This window comes from Faecalibacterium sp. PGM34 (assembly GCF_054456555.1).
In genome coordinates, this window is sequence record NZ_CM136898.1 from 691431 (window position 1) to 709317 (window position 17887).

General features: G+C 56.8%; 17 protein-coding genes. 12 read left to right on the plus strand and 5 right to left on the minus strand.

Annotation, left to right across the window (positions count from 1 at the left end):
- Positions 1 to 137: 137 nt before the first annotated feature.
- The 4 genes from ACXPUX_RS03305 to ACXPUX_RS03320 are packed head-to-tail and all read right to left on the minus strand — an operon-like array spanning position 138 to position 4529.
- Positions 138 to 1571 carry a CitMHS family transporter gene (locus ACXPUX_RS03305; RefSeq protein WP_097773474.1) on the minus strand — a complete coding sequence of 478 codons (1434 nt, stop codon included), beginning with the start codon at positions 1569 to 1571 and terminating at the stop codon, positions 138 to 140.
- 40 nt (positions 1572 to 1611) lie between these two features.
- Entirely contained in the window at positions 1612 to 2826 is a 1215-nt protein-coding gene (locus ACXPUX_RS03310) for a CaiB/BaiF CoA transferase family protein (protein ID WP_179859170.1), read from the minus strand.
- A gap of 1 nt (position 2827) precedes the next feature.
- Positions 2828 to 3157, minus strand: a complete 330-nt coding sequence (locus ACXPUX_RS03315) for an AtuA-related protein (RefSeq protein ID WP_005931688.1) — start codon at positions 3155 to 3157, stop codon at positions 2828 to 2830.
- 1 nt (position 3158) lies between these two features.
- Positions 3159 to 4529 (minus strand): acyclic terpene utilization AtuA family protein, encoded by a 1371-nt coding sequence (locus ACXPUX_RS03320; RefSeq protein ID WP_005931685.1) that lies wholly within the window; start codon positions 4527 to 4529, stop codon positions 3159 to 3161.
- Positions 4530 to 4822: 293 nt separating this feature from the next.
- Between ACXPUX_RS03320 and ACXPUX_RS03325 the strand changes: the two genes are divergently transcribed.
- Positions 4823 to 5863 (plus strand): LacI family DNA-binding transcriptional regulator, encoded by a 1041-nt coding sequence (locus tag ACXPUX_RS03325; RefSeq protein ID WP_005931678.1) that lies wholly within the window; start codon positions 4823 to 4825, stop codon positions 5861 to 5863.
- A gap of 59 nt (positions 5864 to 5922) precedes the next feature.
- Here the strand turns inward: ACXPUX_RS03325 and ACXPUX_RS03330 are convergent, their stop codons facing one another.
- Positions 5923 to 6318, minus strand: a complete 396-nt coding sequence (locus ACXPUX_RS03330) for a PaaI family thioesterase (protein WP_005931675.1) — start codon at positions 6316 to 6318, stop codon at positions 5923 to 5925.
- A 144-nt stretch (positions 6319 to 6462) separates the two neighbouring features.
- Here ACXPUX_RS03330 and ACXPUX_RS03335 point away from each other — a divergent pair, with 144 nt between their 5' ends.
- From ACXPUX_RS03335 to ACXPUX_RS03385, 11 genes are all read left to right on the plus strand, one after another.
- Positions 6463 to 6876: a hypothetical protein gene (locus tag ACXPUX_RS03335; protein WP_458830004.1), complete on the plus strand. Its 414-nt coding sequence runs from the start codon at positions 6463 to 6465 to the stop codon at positions 6874 to 6876.
- A 1-nt stretch (position 6877) separates the two neighbouring features.
- Positions 6878 to 8146 carry a sensor histidine kinase gene (locus ACXPUX_RS03340; RefSeq protein WP_458830006.1) on the plus strand — a complete coding sequence of 423 codons (1269 nt, stop codon included), beginning with the start codon at positions 6878 to 6880 and terminating at the stop codon, positions 8144 to 8146.
- Positions 8143 to 8688, plus strand: coding sequence for a response regulator (locus ACXPUX_RS03345; protein ID WP_458830008.1), 546 nt, complete (start codon positions 8143 to 8145; stop codon positions 8686 to 8688). The genes ACXPUX_RS03340 and ACXPUX_RS03345 overlap by 4 nt, the downstream gene beginning before the upstream one ends.
- Positions 8619 to 8915 (plus strand): helix-turn-helix domain-containing protein, encoded by a 297-nt coding sequence (locus tag ACXPUX_RS03350; protein WP_458830010.1) that lies wholly within the window; start codon positions 8619 to 8621, stop codon positions 8913 to 8915. Before ACXPUX_RS03345 ends, ACXPUX_RS03350 begins: the two co-directional genes overlap by 70 nt.
- 11 nt (positions 8916 to 8926) lie before the next feature.
- Complete coding sequence (locus ACXPUX_RS03355; RefSeq protein WP_458830012.1) at positions 8927 to 10291, plus strand: DUF3502 domain-containing protein; 1365 nt, start codon at positions 8927 to 8929, stop codon at positions 10289 to 10291.
- Positions 10292 to 10547: 256 nt separating this feature from the next.
- Positions 10548 to 12161, plus strand: coding sequence for an ABC transporter substrate-binding protein (locus tag ACXPUX_RS03360; protein WP_458830014.1), 1614 nt, complete (start codon positions 10548 to 10550; stop codon positions 12159 to 12161).
- A gap of 124 nt (positions 12162 to 12285) precedes the next feature.
- Entirely contained in the window at positions 12286 to 13239 is a 954-nt protein-coding gene (locus ACXPUX_RS03365; RefSeq protein WP_458830016.1) for an ABC transporter permease, read from the plus strand.
- Positions 13240 to 13254: 15 nt separating this feature from the next.
- Positions 13255 to 14193: an ABC transporter permease gene (locus ACXPUX_RS03370; protein ID WP_227613186.1), complete on the plus strand. Its 939-nt coding sequence runs from the start codon at positions 13255 to 13257 to the stop codon at positions 14191 to 14193.
- A gap of 1 nt (position 14194) precedes the next feature.
- On the plus strand, positions 14195 to 15178 hold the full coding sequence (locus tag ACXPUX_RS03375; protein ID WP_005931657.1) for an ABC transporter ATP-binding protein: 984 nt from the start codon (positions 14195 to 14197) through the stop codon (positions 15176 to 15178).
- 17 nt (positions 15179 to 15195) lie between these two features.
- Positions 15196 to 16152, plus strand: coding sequence for an ABC transporter ATP-binding protein (locus ACXPUX_RS03380; protein ID WP_349176352.1), 957 nt, complete (start codon positions 15196 to 15198; stop codon positions 16150 to 16152).
- A 24-nt stretch (positions 16153 to 16176) separates the two neighbouring features.
- Positions 16177 to 17877 carry a CocE/NonD family hydrolase gene (locus ACXPUX_RS03385; RefSeq protein WP_458830019.1) on the plus strand — a complete coding sequence of 567 codons (1701 nt, stop codon included), beginning with the start codon at positions 16177 to 16179 and terminating at the stop codon, positions 17875 to 17877.
- The last annotated feature ends 10 nt before the right edge of the window (positions 17878 to 17887 follow it).

Consider the following 17887-nt stretch of genomic DNA (forward strand, 5'->3'; position numbering starts at 1 on the left):
ACCCGGAGCACCGGGTGGAAGTCTGCTGGTTTGCACGCATTCCGTGGCGTGCTGCGGGTACTCCACCCGGCATACGTTTCGGAATCAGAATGAAGAAATGGGTGAAAAAGGAGGAAGGTGTTTCTTTTGGTGAGACCTCAGAACAGCAGCCCACAGGCTACGCAGCCCACAGCGACCATAATGGCAGATGCAACCCATGCGTAGGGGAGGGTGTGCTTCTGGTGGTCGCCCAGGTCCTGGCCGGAAAGGCCCAGCAGCAGGAAGGTGGCACCCGTCAGGGGACTGAGCGGGAAGCCCAGCGTCATCTGGCCCATGATGGAAGCCTTTGCCACAGCCAGTGCGTTGCCGCCCATAGCGGAAACAGCGTTGGCGATGACCGGCATAACACCGTAGTAGTAGGAGTCCGGGTCAAACAGCAGGCTCAGCGGAACGCTGAACAGGCCGACGATGGGGGCAATGAAGGTACCCATGCTGGTGGGGATGATGGAGACCAGAGCGTCGGTCATGGAAGCCAGCATACCGGAATTTTTGACCACACCGGTGAATGCGCCTGCGGCAAAGACGATGGAGACCATCAGGAATGCGGCCTGTGCATGACTGTTGATGATCTTGTGCTGCAGATCCACACTGGGGTAGTTGACGATGAGCAGGACGCAGTAGCCGATCATAAAGGTGACAGCCGGGCTGAGGCGGTTGGTAACGAGGATGTACAGGATGACCAGGATCAGTGCCACATTGAAGTACCAGCGCCAGCCGGAGCGGGCCAGTTCGTTGGAGGTGTTGGTGGTCTTTGCTTCGGTCAGACCGGTGACCTCCTGCGCGGGGATGCCTGCAGCAATGCGCTTGGCTTCCTTTTTGCCCAGGAAAGCCGCGACGAGCAGACAGGTCACCAAGCCTGCGATCCAGGCGGGCATGATGCCCACCCACAGCTCGCTGCCGGTGACTTCATAGCCCAGGCCGGACATGGCTGCGGCTGCACGGACCGTCGGGCCGCCCCAGGGCATAACATTCATGATACCGGCGGCCAGCGCCACGATGGTAGCCTCTACCCAGAGGTTCATTTTCAGCTTCTGGAACAGGGGCATACAGGCGGGGATGGCAATCAGGAAGGTGGTGGCACCGGAGCCATCCAGATGGCAGATGCAGCCGATGAGGAAGGTGCCGATACAGACCTTGACGGGGTCTTCGCCGGTAAACTTCAGGATGCGGTTGATGATAGGATCAAAGACACCGGCATCCGAGCAGGTACTGAAAAACAGGATGGCAAAGATGAACATGACACCTGTGGCAACGATGCTGCTCAGGCCCTTGCCCATATAATCTGCGCTGAGGATGGAAAGTGCCTTGGTAAAGCGGGTGCCGAACGTGATGACCGGCTCAACATAAGCAGTTCCGGCCTTTTCGGCAGCAGCCTGTGCGGCTTGGATGATGACATTGGGGGCATTGATGAATGCTGCGATGAAACCGGTGATGGCGGGAACAAAGATCAGAGCTACAAGGGTAGAGACCTTCTTGCTCATGATCAGTGCCAGCACCAGCAGAATGGTGACGAACCCTAATACTGCCAGCATGTGATTTCTCCTCGATAATGTGTGTAAAGGTGGTCAGAGATCAGAACACCTGCTTCTCGTGCAGAGTGTTGAACTGCTCTTCGGTCATGCCCAGAACACCCTCAAAGATGTCCCGGTTGTTCTGCCCCAGCTGGGGAGCGGGTGTGCGCACAGAGGGCTTGGTGTCCATCAGTTTGATGGCACAGCCGTTCACGGTGACCTTGCCCAGGGTGGGATGATCCATTTCCACGAACATCTCGCGCTCCTTGACATGGGGATCGTCCAGGATCTCCTTGATGTTCATAATGGGGCCTGCGGGGATGCCGTGGGCCAGTACCAGCTCGGCGGCCTCGTTGGGGGTCAGATCTTTGATCCGCTCCTCAATGACCTCGGCAATGGCATCCTGATTGGCCAGACGGCCCGGCATATCCACGAACCGGGGATCGGTGATCATGTCCGGGCGTTCCAGCACCTCATTGCAGAGCTTTTCGTACAGCTTCTGGTTGCCTGCCGCGATGATGACCTTGCCGCCCTTGCAGGTGAAGCTGTCGTAGGGGGAAACAGCGGCATAACGGTTGCCCATGGGGGCCGGGATGTTGCCGGTCTCGATGTACTTCAGGGCAGTGTTCTCAGTGGCAGCGATCATGCTGTCCATCAGACTCACGTCCACCCGCTGCCCTTTGCCGGTAATGGTGCGGGCGTTGACTGCGGCAAGGATGCCGATGGTTACATGAAGTCCGCCCAGAATATCACCCAGCGCCGAACCGGCACGGGTAGGCTCCCCGCCCTTGGAACCGGTGATGGACATCATACCGCCCATGGCCTGAGCCAGAATATCATAGCCCGGGCGCAGGTGGTAGGGACCGTAGCAGCCGAAGCCGGAGACCGCCGCATAGATGATGCGGGGATTGATCTCCTTCAGAACATCATAGCCCAGCCCCAGCTTGTCCATCACGCCGGGGCGGTAGTTTTCCACCACGATATCCGCTTTTTTGACAAGCTCCTTGAAGATCTCCTTGCCCTCAGGGGCCTTCAGGTTCAGGGTGATCCCCTTTTTGTTGCGGTTGATGTTGGCAAAATAGACGCTTTCCCGCTCACCATTCAGATTTTTGGCACGGAAGGGGGGATAGCTGCGGGTGTCGTCACCGCCTTTGGGAACCTCGATCTTGATGACGTTTGCGCCCATGTCAGCCAGCATCATGGTGCAGAAGGGGCCGGCAAGCACACGGGTCAGGTCGAGAACCGTCAGGTTCTCCAATGCCATATGTTCACTCATGTTACAGCTCTCCATCCTCAACGTGGATCTTCATGCGCATCACGGCACTGCCCATGGATTTGCCCAGGCTGTCCAGACGCAGGCTCATGGTGGCACCGCCGCCCAGAGCGTGCTTCATAACAAAGTTGAAGCCGTTCAGGCTGGGCACGTCGTAGCGGGTAATCTCGCCCTTGACCATGTCGCCAAAGTAGGCTTTGAGTTTTTCGGGGGTCACCTCGCGCTCAATGATCTTATAGTATTCCGGTTTGCGTGCATACACACAGACATTGCTGGTATCGCCCTTGTCGCCGGAGCGGCCGTGAGCAATATCGTTCAGATAGATCTCTGCCATCTTACTTCACCTCCAGAATGTGACTTTCGACCTGTACGGCATCGCGGGGCACGGTGGTGGGCCACAGTGCCATCACTTCCTGCACGCGGGCGCGGCCGCCGAAGAAGGAGGCACCCGGAGGGCCGTTCAGCTGCAGGGGGCTGATCTCGGGAATGATCTTGGCGCACTCGCTCTTGTCCTCGCTGAACACAGCAATGCGCAGCACGCACTCGTTCAGGTTCTTCAGTGCCTCTTCGCTCATATCGGCCACGCCCAGATGCAGGCTGTTCAGGCCGATGTAGCTGATGTGGATGTCATCGGCCTTCATGCCGCGGCGCTGCATCTTCTTCATGATGACCTCGGCGCAGTACTGAGCCTTTTCGTAGGCATCAGGCCATGCAAAGCTCAGCATGGAAACAGTCTTCCAGCCCTTGTGGTAACCCACGCAGAGCTTGAGCGTGTCGGGGCGGGGCTTGCCCTTGACACCGCCGATGCGGACACGGTTGTCACCCACCTGGGTGATGGTAGCATGGCTGATATCCACGTTGACATCCGGGGTCAGGTAGTTGGCAGGATCGTGGACCTCGTACAGGAACTGCTCCTTGCAGCTCTGTTCGCAGATGATGCCACCGCAGTCGGGAGCCTTGGTGATTTCAAAGGTATCATCGGTCAGCTCTGCGATGGGGAAGCCCAGTTCGTCCATGCGGGGGACATTGCGCCAGTCGTACATATAGTTGCCGCCGGCACCCTGACCGCCGCACTCCAGCAGATGGCCTGCCATGATGCCGCGGGCCAGATTGTCCCAATCGTCAGCAGCCCAGCCAAACTCGTACTTCAGCGGAGCCAGGAACAGGGCGCTGTCAGCCGCACGGCCGGTGATGACCACATCGGCACCCTCTGCCAGGCATCCCTCAATGCCCTCATGGCCGATGTAGACATTGCAGTTGTAGATCTTGTCCAGAATATCGTTGAAATTGCCGTCGTAGTCGAAGTTGGGGAAGGTCCAGCCATCCTTCAGCAGCTGCGGGATCTTATCCTTGATGTTATCGCCGGTCACATAACCGATCTTATAGCCGCTCATGCTGTTGCCTTCTGCCCACTGACGGATGCCGTCCACGCAGCCATTGATGTTCATGCCGCCTGCGTTGGTGCAGATCTTGATGTGCTTGTCCCAGGCTTCCTTGCCGGCTTCCTTCAGGATGCGGGTGGTGAAGTCGGGTGCAAAGCCCTTGGTGGGATCCTTGAGCTGCTGCTTTGCCATGATGGAAAGGGTCAGCTCTGCCAGATAATCACAGCCCATATACTGGATATCGGCATTGCGGATCATGTGGATGGCCGCGTCCGGGCTGTCGCCCCAGAAGCCCTGGCCACCGCCGATTGCAACTTTCTTCATTCGATAGCCTCCTTATAAATGAAAATGAAAAGGTGATATCAGCGCCAAACATCAGTACAACGTTTGACTTAATCGTCATACTGAGTGTAGTACGACGATTTACTAATGTCAAGAAAAAAACGAAGTTTGGAGGAAAAGAAATACAACTTTGTTGAAACGGCTAAAAAGGAAAAAGAAAAATATACAGAGTGCACATAAACGGCTGGTTTGAGATGAGAGAGGCTTTTTTGGCTTGTCAAGATACGGGGAAACGGGTACAATAAACCTGATATCAGAAAAAGGTGGGGAAGAGCATGGTTACGATCAAGCAGATCGCGCAGGAGGTCGGGATCTCGTCCAGTACGGTCAGCATTGTTTTGGGCGGCAAGGCGGCAGAGCGGAAGATCAGCACGGCCACGCAGGAAAAAATTTTTGCGGCGGCGGCACGGCTTGGCTACCAGCCCAATATGGCTGCCCGGAGTCTGCGGGGCGGCAGCGGCGCCAATGAGCTGGTGGTGGCTATGTTCTGGGCACAGGATTTCCGGGCCAGCATGATGCTCCGCTTCTGGGATGGTCTGCGGGCCGAGATCGAAAAAACGGCACGTCCGGTGCGGCTGGTCATCTATCCGTATGTCAACGACCACCTGAAGGAAAGCGAGGCACTGACCAGTGGCGCAAACTGCCATGCGGCCATCATCTGCAATGCGTCCTATGCGGATCTGCAGTTTTTGGAGGACACGCAGCTGCCGATCCCGGTGGTGCTGTACAACCGTGTTTGCAATGGGTATTGCAGCGTCAATGTGGATGATTTGAAGATGGGGGCTCTGGCGGCGCGGGCTTTTGCCGATCAGGGATGCAAGACGGCGGCAGTTCTGACGAGCAGCCCGGTCTTTGAGGGGATGGAAAACCGGATGCATGGGTTCCGGCTGGAAGGGGAGCAACACGGGTTGACGATCCTGGCCAACCGGTATTGTGATAACAGCATACGAGGCGGTTACGAGGCAGTTTCGCATCGGCTGCGGCATGAGTGGAAGCAGCAGCTGCCGGACGCAGTGTTCTGCGGTTCCTCGGCCATTGCGCATGGTGCCCTGCGGGCTTTTTGTGAGGCTGGATATATCGGCGAAAAGCTGCCCCGGCTGATCGCTGTAGGCAACGGCCCGGAGGAATCCGATGCGTTTTCGATCCCGAGCCTGAGCGTAGTCTATCTGCCCATGGAGGATATGGCGCGGGAGTGCATCCAGCTGGTGCTGGGGCAGCTGGACGGTCGGATTGCCACGCCGGAAAGCCGGCTGCTGCCGATCGAGTATGTTCCCAGGGAGAGCTGCGGACCGCTGACAGAATACGCCGCACAATAAAAATAAAAAAGCCCCGCACCGGCACGCAAAACGTGCGCAGTGCGGGGAAGAAAGAGCAGTCAGCCCTCGGCGCTGATACAGTACATGGAAAAGGTGCTGGAAAATAACAGGGTGTCGGTCTCGTCTGTGATCTCCACAGCCACCACACAGATGTGCCGGCGGCGGCTGACCGTCCGGCCGCGGGCTGTCAGGTGACCGGCTTTGACGTTGTGGATGAAGTTGACCGAAGCATTCTGGGTGACATACTGCCGCCCGTCAGAACGGGCAGTCAGCCCGGCACAGCAATCGGCCATGGTGAAAAATGCGCCGCCGTGCACATAACCGTAGATGTTGGTGGTGTCCCGCCGGATGTCCAGCGACATGACGGCGCTATCCGACGTTACCGATACGATCTCGATGTGATTGTACTGCATGAATGGATTTTCAAGCATTTGTGCAATGTTCTGTTCCTGCATAAGGAGCCTCTTCTTTTTGATTGTGGTACAACGTTGTACGAAACGAGTTGGACGGTTTTTATTATAATCGCATTTTCCGCAGGATGCAAGCAGCAGGAGGTTTGAAAATAAATGGAACGGCCATCATTACGCAGGCAGCTTGTAATGATCTTTCTGGGAATCGCCATTCCCATTGGTATTCTGCTGGGGCTGCTGCTCTTTTTTTCAGGGCTTTATAACCGCAATCGGCTGGCAGCTGCGGCATCCGGCGGCCTTGATATGTTTACCACAAATTTTGAGAATCAGCTGGGTTCGGTGGAAAACTACCTGCTCAATCTGTCACTGAACGATGCGACCTTTCGCAGCCTGAGCGAACAGACCGACCGCACCCGCGCCTACCTGGATGCTTATGAGATCGCACAGGGGTTTCCGGCGGTATTGGCTGCCAACGATGCCCTGATGGGTGTGGTGCTGCGCAGCGGCTCAGGCAACCTATATGTGGGGCGCTACGGTGCAACTGCCCAGCAGCTCAAGCAGAAACTGAATCTGGAAGCTTATCTCGGCCAGCCAGACCAATAAAATGATGACAAAGGGATGGTATCTGCGCACCATCGGCCAGCGGCTTTACCTGCTGCGCAGTGTTTTCTACCAGAAAGCCAGCCTGACCGCTGCGGTGGATCTGCGGCTGGTGTTTGAAGAACTGGTGAAAGACTATGGGCTGGACGGCCGGGTCATTGTGATGAACGACAGCGGCAATGTGTTGGTAGGGGATGCCAACCTTCTGCCCACAAAGATGGAATGGAACAGCGCAGGGTATTGCCTGACAAAGGTGGGCAGGGACAGCCGACTGGTGGTGCGCAAACAGGTCAAAGCGCTGACGGTATTGTATCTGGTTCCCTACCAGCATTTCGGGGTGGACTTTGCGCCGTATCAGATCTTGCTGGTGATGGGCGCTGTTTTTGTTCTGCTGGCGATCCCGTTCCTCCTGTTCTATATGAAGCAGGAGATCTTTGCCCCTATGACGGCGTTGGTGAGCACCATGGACAGGATCGGCCGCGGTGAACTTTCGGTGCGCTCCAGTGTGGATTATCGCAACGCTGAGTTTACGCAGGTGAACGAGACCTTCAACCGGATGATCGACCAGATCACCCAGCTGAAGATCGACGGTTACGAAAAGGAGCTGGAAGCCCGCCGCAACGAGATGACTGCCTTTAAGCTGCAGATCCGGCCCCACTTTGTGCTCAACTGCCTGAAAAGTGTCTATGCCATGGTTCAGACTGGCAGCCGCGAGGATGCCCAGCAACTGATCCTGCTGCTGAGCCGGTATCTGCGCTATATCCTCTCTTTTACAGCGACCACAACGCCTCTGCACACTGAGATCGAGCAGTGCTGCAATTACGCGGAACTTTCCAGCGTGGGGCAGAACGATCCCGTGGAGGTAGTATGCGAGATCGACCCGGAACTCAGCGAATTGCCCTTGCCGCCGGTCTCGCTGCTGACGCTGGTGGAGAACAGCGTCAAGCACGGCAAGATGATCGGCAAAACGCTGAAGATCACGATCACTGCAAAGCTCCTCGAAACGGAAGAGGGCTGCATGGCGGATCTTTCGGTGGCGGACAATGGCACAGGCTTTACGGCAGGGGATCTGAAGCAGCTGAACAGTGCAGCCCCGCAGGAGGAAAATGGACAGCACGTCGGGCTGTTCAACGTGGTACGGCGGCTGCAGCTGCTCTATGGGGAGCAGGCAGCCATCGCCTTTACCAATAACCGCCGGGGCGGCGGTGCCAGGGTGGAGCTGTTCCTGCCGATAGATCCGGTCTTACAGAAGAAGGAAGGAAAAACAGCATGAAACTGCTGATCGTAGACGATCAAAGCACCGTGGTGCAGGGGCTTTTGCACTGCACCAACTGGGCAGCAATGGGATTTACTGTGGTGGATACGGCTCTGAACGCTGTGGATGCCAAGGCCAGCCTGCTGCGGCAGGAGGCCGAGGTCATGCTCTGCGATATTGAAATGCCCATGGAAAGCGGGCTGGATCTGTTGGACTGGCTCCGGCAGCGAGGGATGACCACCCGCTGCATCTTCCTGACAGCCCACGCTGAGTTCAAATATGCACAGGAGGCACTGCGGCTGGGCGGTTTTGACTATATCATGCAGCCTGCCCCTTATGAACAGGTGGCGGATGCAGTGAGCCGTGCGCTGGATAATGTAAAGGAGGAATGGGCGGCGCTGGAACTGCAGAGCAGGGGCGCTGTTTTTGACGACCAGAAAAAGGAGATCGTGGAGACTATGCTGCGGGGCTTTCTGTTGGGCAACGCCCCATGGCTTACATTGCCGAGCATCTGGAAAATGAGCTGCGCCGGGAAGAACTGGCCGAGGCTGTCCACCTGAATCCGGATTACATGGCCCGGCTTTTTAAGAAAGAGACCGGCATGAACCTGAAGGATTATATCATTCAGCAGAAAATGCAGGAGGCACAGAGCCTGCTCTGCACCACCAATCTGCCCATCAGCCTGATCGCGGCAAAGGTCGGGTATACGAATTTCGGGCATTTCTCCACTTCTTATAAGAAGTTCTATCACAAGACCCCACAGGAGAAGCGCAGCGCAGCATTATGAGAGAAACAAGGATGGCTCGCAGGACATTTTTACAGCTGACCGGTGCTGCAGCCGGAGCAGCTCTGCTTGCTGGCTGCGGGGAGCGGGCGGAATCGGCGGCAGAAAGTGGAACAGAGCCCATGGTTACAGTGCTGATGCCGGGCCAATCGGATGAAACTGCCTGTGTCCGCATTTCGGCGGCGCTGAGCGAAGTCACAAAGCAGAAGCTGGGCTTCAGCGTTTCCATTGAGCAGGTGGCACCCACCAATTACTCGGCAGAGCTGTGGAAACGGATGGTCTGCCAGACCATGCCGGATCTGTTTTTCCTCACAGAGAATCAGCCGCTGGATGTTTACCTAAATCAGAACTGCATCCTGCCCCTGAGTGCGCTTCTGGAAGAACATCCCGGGCTGAAAGCTCTGTTCTCAGAGCAGCAGTGGGCGAGTAGAACCTATTACCGCCGTATCTATGCGGTCCCGGCACGGGCAGTCTCGATGTATCAGATCGGCTTTCTGGCCCGGGCCGACTGGATGCGGGAGCTGGGGGCCAGGCCGGAGGAGAGCACGGATCTGGATGCTCTGCACGACCTGCTGATGCAGGTCAGGCAGCATCGGCCCAATGCAGAGGGGGTCCTGCCGGATAATGGACAGGTTTTTCCTTTTCCGGAACTGGATCCTCTGGGAGATACCTTTGGTGTTCTGACCGAAGAAAGCGGCACCACCGTTGTCAACTGGTATGCCGCGGATGCTTACAGCAGGCTTTGCAGAACTATGCATCAGTGGTATCAGGAAGGATTGATCCTGCGGAATGCCAGCCTGCGGGACGAACCGGCCACCGATCGGATGCGGCTGGGCAACAGCTTTGGCTTTTTTGCACGGCTCAACCGGGATTCGCTGGACTGCTGCACCCGGGCCTGTGGCACAGAGCTGACTGCCATCCCGCTGGGGCCGACCATTCAGAACGGCTCCATCCCGGTGGAGAGCTGGTGTCTGCCGGTGACCAACAGCCACCGCAGGGAGACACTGGCTCTTCTTGAACTGTTGTACACGGATGCATCCTGTTATGATCTCTTTGCGAACGGAGATGGGAAAGAGGAACAGTTCCATCCGTGGCAGAATCTGTATCTCAACGCCAGCGGACTGATGCCGGAAACAGACGAGCAGCCGCAGTGGGTCTCTCCGGCCTATGGATTCAGCTTCAACAACAATGCAGTTGCCGCAAAGCTGGATGCCTGCCGGGCACTGAAGAACAGCTATCACAACGGGCTGATGTGCGGCTATCTGGATTCGGAGGAGGCGCTCCCGGAGTTTTTGGAAAAACTGGAACAGGCCGGGATACAGGAGATCCTTCAGGCAAAACAAAGCGCATTGGATAATTGGCTGAACGCATTGCATTGAAACAGGCAGGGCTGGGAGACCGGCCCTGTTTTCATTTTTTGACAAAAGAAACCTCTGAAAAGGAAAAACAGAGGTCGGAAACTTGAAAAAATGCTGCAGCTCTCGGAACAGGAACACGGAAAATGAAAAATTAGTTTCGGCTTTTTGGTAGTTGGAAAAGCTCCCGGTGCGTTAAACTAAATACAACAAAAGCACGGCAGACACAGAACCGTGCAGATGAACGCAAGAATAAGAAGGACAAGAAGGAGAAACCACTATGAAACGTATCTCTCGTCGGAACTTCCTCAAGGCTATGGGCATTTCTGCAACGGCCCTGACACTGGCCGCGTGCGGCGGCTCTTCCAGTTCCACCGCAGCCGGCACGGCTGGCTCCACAGCCGCCAGTGCAGTGGCAACCGGTGAGCCCAAGGCTGGCGGCACCCTGCGCCTGTGCTATTCCAGCCCCATTGCCACCCCCGGTTACACCCCCCCCCGTGCCACCGGCAATGCGGCCATTTACTACCTGACGCTTTCTTATGAAAGCCTGACCAGCTATGATGCCGAGGGCAATATGATCCCCAATCTGGCAACAGAGTGGGATGTGAACACCGATGAGCTGAGCATTACCTGGACTCTGCGGGAGGGCGTCAATTTCGCCGACGGTGAGCCTTTCAATGCAGAGGCCGTCAAGCGCAACATTGAGGAGTATCAGGCCAACAACCGCACCGAGACCGCAAACATCGCTTCCTGTGAGGTCATTGATGACACCCACATCAAGATGATGATGGCAGAGCCCAACTCCTCCACGCTGGAATCTGTGGGCTTCTTCGTCTACTACATGAGCCCCAAGGCACTGGAAAACCCCAGCAGCCTGGATGCCGCCACCTGCGGCACCGGCCCCTTCCAGCTGAGCGAGTTCGAGAACAACGCCTACGCCATCTACACCAAGAACGAGAATTACTGGAAAGAGGGCCTGCCCTATCTGGATTCCGTGGAGGTGACCCTTGTCACTGAGTCCAGCACCGCAAACACTGCTTTCCAGGCCAACGAGTATGATATGTACTGGGTAGGTCTGGCCAATCCCACCATCCTGCAGCAGCTGGACGGTGCAGGCATCTACGTCAAGGAAGATAACCAGAACGGCATGGGTGTCGAGAGTCTGGGTCTGATCCCCAACAGTGCCGTTGACGGCCCCTGGGCCGATGCCCGTGTCCGCCGCGCCCTGTGCTACGCCATCGATGTGGATGCCATCAACGCAGCATTTCTGATGGGCATGGCACAGATGACCGACCAGTGGGCAGTTCCCGGTTCCGCCACCTACAACGACAGCCTGAATCATTTTACCTATGATCCGGAGAAGGCAAAGTCCCTGCTGGCAGAGGCTGGTTATGCCGATGGTTTTACCACCAACATTATCACCATCAGCGGCATGTCCGATATGCTGACGGCCATTGCCAACATGCTGGACGAGGTGGGCATCCACTGCAACATCCAGCAGGTGGACAGCGCAACCAACAACCAGTACATGAAGGATGGCACCTGGGAGGGCCTGATGCTCCACTTTGCAACCATCGCTCCCGATCTGGGCCTGTACATGGGTCGTCATCTGGACAAGAACGGCGCTTACTACGCCAAGGGCATCCAGCATCCCGACAAGGAAATGGAGCTGCTGGAGGAGATCCGCCGCTGCATGGATCCCGATGAGAAGCACAAGCTGGAAAAGGAGCTACAGGCAGCAATCTACGATGCCGAGGATGGCTCCTGCCTGTTTGGCCGCGTGCTGTACGTGAATAAGTCCTCTATGTACAAGTACGATTACGTCATCGATGATCACGCAACCGAAGCCTTCACTGCTTGCTGGGATCTGTCCGCCTGCTGGCTGAACAAGTAAGAGACCAACCTTAGTGTATCACGACCGGAATACGTTTCTCCTTATTTCGGCAGATTCCGGCGCGGGCAACTGCGCCGGAATTTGTTTTAGAAGGAGAAAGGTTCCGCAGGAAATGGAGCGAACTATGAAATCGAACAACCTTGCCAAAATGATCGGCAAGCGTGTGGTGCAATCCTGCATCACCATCCTGCTTGTCACTCTGTTCGTCTTTGCCCTCATCCAGATGGTTCCGGGCGACCCCGTAGCCAACTATCTGGGTGCAACCGCCACCGAAGAGCAGATCGCCTATTACCGCCACCTTTATGGTTTCGATCGTCCGGTCATCGTCCAGTATCTCAGCTGGATCGGCGGCCTGTTCCGGGGCACCATGGGCCAGTCCATCAGCTATCAGTCTGAGATCGCTGACATCATCCTGCCCCGTCTGGGCACAACCCTGACCATGGTGATCCCCGCCTTTATCATTGGTACGATCACCGGTATCCTGTTCGGCATCATTGCTGCCAAGAACCGAGGCAAGGCCATTGACAGTGTGATCTCCTTCTTTGCGAACATCGGTGTCTCGATGCCCATGTTCTGGCTGGGTATGATGGGGATGCTGGTGTTTGCCCTCAAACTGCGGGTTCTGCCCAGTTCCGGCTATGTTCCCATCACCCGTGATTTTGGAGGCTGGCTCAGCCACATGATCATGCCCATCATTGTGCTGAGTCTGGGTGTCAACGCTGGTTTTGTCCGTCTGACCCGCTCCTCCATGCTGGAAGTCATACGGCAGGATTATGTGACCACCGCCCGTGCCAAAGGCGTTTCCAAGAAGGATGTTACCTTCAGGCATCAGTTGCGCAATTCCATGATCCCCATCGTCACCACCATGGGAATGCGCCTGGGTTCCATGGTGGGCTCCACCGTCCTGATCGAGAGCCTGTTCGTCATCCCGGGTCTTGGCAGCGTGATGATGAACGGCATCAGCAACCGTGACTTCATGCTGGTGGCGAACGGTGTGCTTATCATCTCCATCTTTGTTGCCATCTGCAACCTCGTGGTCGATATCCTGTACGGCATCATCGATCCCCGCACCCGCTAAAAGGAGGAATGAACTGTGGAAAACAAGACAAAAAAGAAGGGTCTGCTGGAGCGTATCACATCCTCCCGCGTGTTCCGGGTCATGTTCAGCCGCAAGATCATCGTGGTCTGCGCAATTTTGCTTCTCATCATGGTGCTCATCGCCATCTTTGCTCCGGTGATTGCTCCCTATAATCCCAACAAGGATGATCTTTACAATGTTCTGAAGGGCTGCTCTGCCGAGCACTGGCTGGGCACTGACTCCAATGGCCGTGATGTTCTGAGCCGCATCATCTATGGTGCCCGCATCTCCTTTACGGTCGGTATCGTGGCCGTGGTCATTTCCAGCGTCATCGGCATGGCACTGGGTCTGATCGCCGGCATGGCAGGTGGCGTGGTGGATGCCTTCATCATGCGTGTCATGGATGCCATGATGGCCGTGCCCATGCTGATCCTGGCTATGTTTCTGGGCGCGATCCTGGGTCAGGGCCTGGGCAATGTCTGCCTGGCCATCGGCATCTCGATGGTGCCCGGCTACGCCCGTGTCACCCGCGGTCAGGTGCTGAGCGTCCGCAATGCCGATTATGTCACCGCCGGTACCCTGTGCGGTGCATCCCGGATCCGCAACACGCTGGTGCATGTGTTCCCCAACTGCCTGTCCGTCAACATCGTCAGCATGACCGCCAGCCTGGGCGGTGCCATTCTGGCCGAAGCGAACCTGAGCTTCCTGGGCATGGGCATCACGCCCCCGACTCCCAGCTGGGGCGCAATGGTCAGCGGCGGCTATAAGTACCTGTCCACCCAGCCCATCATTGCCATTGCTCCCGGCATTGCGATCATCATCGTGGTGCTCTGCTTCAATATGTGCGGCGACGCTCTGCGCGATGCCCTCGACCCGAAGCTGCGCGGCACATTGGGCAGCGGCAAAAAAACCAAGCGCGCAAAGCGCACCAAGAATGTGAAAGAGGTGGCCTGAAATGAGCGACAAGCTGCTGGAAGTCAAAAACCTGAGCGTTGAATATGATACCGAAATTTCCACCGTCTACGCCGTCAATGGTCTGGACTTGGATCTGAACTACGGCGAGACGCTGGGTCTGGTGGGCGAGACCGGTGCCGGTAAGACCACCACAGCCCTGAGCGTCATCCAGCTTCTGCCGGAAGGCATCGGTTTTGTGACCGATGGCTCCATCAAGCTGGACGGTGTGGATATGCTGAATGCTCCCGAGGAAAAGATCCGTGCCATGCGCGGCAGTGTGGTATCCATGATCTTCCAGGATCCCATGTCTGCCCTGAACCCGGTGATGACCGTGGGAGCCCAGATCATGGAGGTGCTGAAGATCCATCATCCGGAGCAGAGCACTGCTCAACTGGAAGCCCGTGTGGACGAGATGATGGAGTTGGTGGGCATCCCTGCAAAGCGCAAGGTGGAGTACCCCCATCAGTTTTCCGGCGGCATGAAGCAGCGCATCGTCATTGCCATTGCGCTGGCCTGTGAGCCGAAGCTGATCCTTGCCGACGAACCCACCACTGCACTGGATGTGACCATTCAGGCCCAGATGCTGGGCCTGATCAATGAGCTGCAGAAGCGGCTGAACACCGCCATGATCCTCATCACCCACGATCTGGGTGTTGTGGCCCAGACCTGCGAAAAGGTCATGGTCATGTATGCCGGTGAGGCCATCGAGTACGGTACAGCAGAGGATATCTTTGAGACCACGCAGCGCCACCCTTACACCCAGGGGCTGTTCAACGCCATTCCCAAGCTGGATGAGAACACCAAGCGTCTGGAGGCCATTGAGGGGATGATGGCTGACCCCACCCAGAAGATCGAGGGCTGCCGCTTTGCTGACCGCTGCAAATATGCCACTGCAGCCTGCAAAAAGGCCCAGAAGATGCGGGAGGTCACACCGGGCCACTTCATCCGCTGCTGCCGGTTCGATCCGCCGCAGTCCAACACCTGAGCCGGGAGGAAATGACAATGGAAGAAAAGATTTTGATCGAGGCAAAGAACCTCAAAAAATACTTCAAAGTCGGCGCAAACAGCCAGCTCCATGCGGTGGACGGCGTGAACTTCAAGATCAAGCGCGGTACCACACTGGGCGTGGTGGGCGAGTCCGGCTGCGGCAAGTCCACGCTGGGCCGCCTGCTGCTGCGGCTCTATGATGTTACCGATGGTCAGATCATCTACGACGGCACCGACATCACCAAACTGAATGCCAAGGAACTCAAGCCCATCCGTGCCCGGATGCAGATGATCTTCCAGGATCCGTCCGGTTCGCTGGATCCCCGCAAGAGCGTGAAGGAACTGATCGGAGAACCGCTGAAGATCTATAAAGCTTGCAAAAACCGTGACGAATACGATGCCCGCATCGCCGAGATCATGGAGACCGTCGGCCTGGATGAGCGTTATGCAGAGAGTTTCAGCCACGAGCTGGACGGCGGCCGCCGCCAGCGCATCGGCATCGGCCGCGCATTGGCCATGGACCCGGAGTTCATCATCTGCGACGAGCCGGTCTCTGCACTGGACGTTTCCATTCAGGCACAGATCCTGAATCTGCTGATGGATCTGCAGGATGAGAAAAAGCTGACCTATGTCTTTATCACCCACGATCTGAGCGTGGTCAAGCACATCAGCCACGAGATCATGGTCATGTATCTGGGCCAGTGTGTGGAATATGCCAAGACCGAGGATCTGTTCAAGAATCCGCTCCACCCCTATACCAAGGGTCTGCTGGATGCTGTGCCCATCCCCAGCCTGAAGGCCAAAAAGCTTTCCACTGAGGTCATGCGCGGCGAACTGACAAGCCCTGTGGACCCGGCTCCCGGCTGCCGTTTTGCGGCCCGCTGTCCCTATGCAACAGATGCCTGCCGCGGCAGGGATATCCCCTTGAAGGAAGTGGAACCCGGCCACTTTGTCAGCTGCACACGCTTTTGAGAACACGGAAAGGCGGGAAAATCGATGACAGAGGAAGAAAAAAAGGCCGCTGCCGAGCAGAAGCAGCGTGAGATGGAAGAGATGATGCGGCAGGTGCAGGAGAGCTACCGGCAGGAATATGCCAGTATGCCCTACGACGGCCCGGTCTATGGCTGCCGCCGGGAGGAACTGATGCTGCCCATGCAGGACGGAGTGAAGCTCTATACCGAGATCTTCAAACCGGAGGGGCTTGCACAGTTCCCTGTGCTGATCCAGCGCAGCTGCTATCCCAATCAGCAGCCGCTGTATGAAATCAACGGAGCAGAACTGACCCGCCGGGGCTACGGCTATGTGATCCAGACCTGCCGCGGTACGGGCAAGAGCGAGGGACATTGGGAACCCAACGTCAATGAGCGCCCGGATGGTCGCGATACCCTGCAGTGGCTCAACGACCAGCCCTGGGCAGAGAGCATCGGCTATTTCGGAGCCAGCTATCTGGCCCTGACCGGCTGGGCCATTGCAGATATCGTTCCACCCAAGGTCAAGGGAATGATGCTGACGGTCTATGGCACCGACCGTTTCAAATCAGCTTATGAAAAGGGACTGTTCCGTCACGACGTGCTGACTGGCTGGGCAATGCAGAATGCAGGCCATCCGGTCACAGCGGACTATCTGGAAAGCTGCCGCTTCCGTCCCCACGACAAGGTGGACGGAGCGCTGTGGGGCGGAACGCTGGACTGGTATCAGGACTGGATCCACGCCACCCGCCGCACAGATGCCTACTGGCAGCAGGGCTGGTGGAAGCTGTTAGCCGATGTGCCCGGGAATACCAAGGTTCCGGTGTATATCATCGATGCATGGTACGATCACCATTTTGGCAGTGCCATCAATACCTATGCCTCCCTCAGCGAGGAAACAAAGGCCCATAGCTGGCTGGATATCGGCTGCTGGAATCATATGTCCCAACCCTGCATTGCATGGGGCGAGCAGCACAATCTGGAAAACGGTGACATCCACCGGATGCTGGAATGGTTCGATCTGCTGCTGAAGCAGAAAAAACAGCCGGAAAAGCGGGTGCGCACCTATGTAATGCGGGAGGACCGCTGGAAAACGCTGGAGGCATGGCCTGCCCCTGTGAGCCGGACTGAAAAGCTTTATCTGGGTGAAACAACTCTGAATGCCGAGTCGGCAGAAGGGAAGCGCACCTTTGTATATGACCCGGAGACCCCCGTGCCCAGCCATGGTGCAGAAAGCGTTCTGACCACTATTGCCGAGGCAGGCAGCCTGCTGCAGCCGGAGCCGGACTATCGGCTCGATGTGGTCAGCTTCGTCAGCGCTCCGCTGGAAAAAGCACTGCCCATTTGTGGGCAAATCAAGGTGCACCTGAATGTCTCGACCGATGTGGATGATACTGCTTTCACTGCCAAGCTGATGGAAGTGTTCCCGGATGGCAGGGCCTATAACATCCGGGGCGGCATCACCACCATTGCAGCAGATTTGCCGGAGGGGCAGACCTATACTCCCGGTCAGACAGCAAAGGTCTGTGTGGAGATGTGGGATATGAACTGGACAGTGCAGCCCGGCAGCTGCCTGCGGCTGGATGTCTCTTCTTCCGACTTTCCGCAGTACGCCGTTCACAGCAATTACGCAGGAGTCTGGTCTGAACAGGGAAAGACCCGCATCGCCCACCAGAAGATCTTGCTGGGGGAGGGCAGCTTTGTAGAACTGCCCCTGCACGAGAACTGAGAGAAAGGAA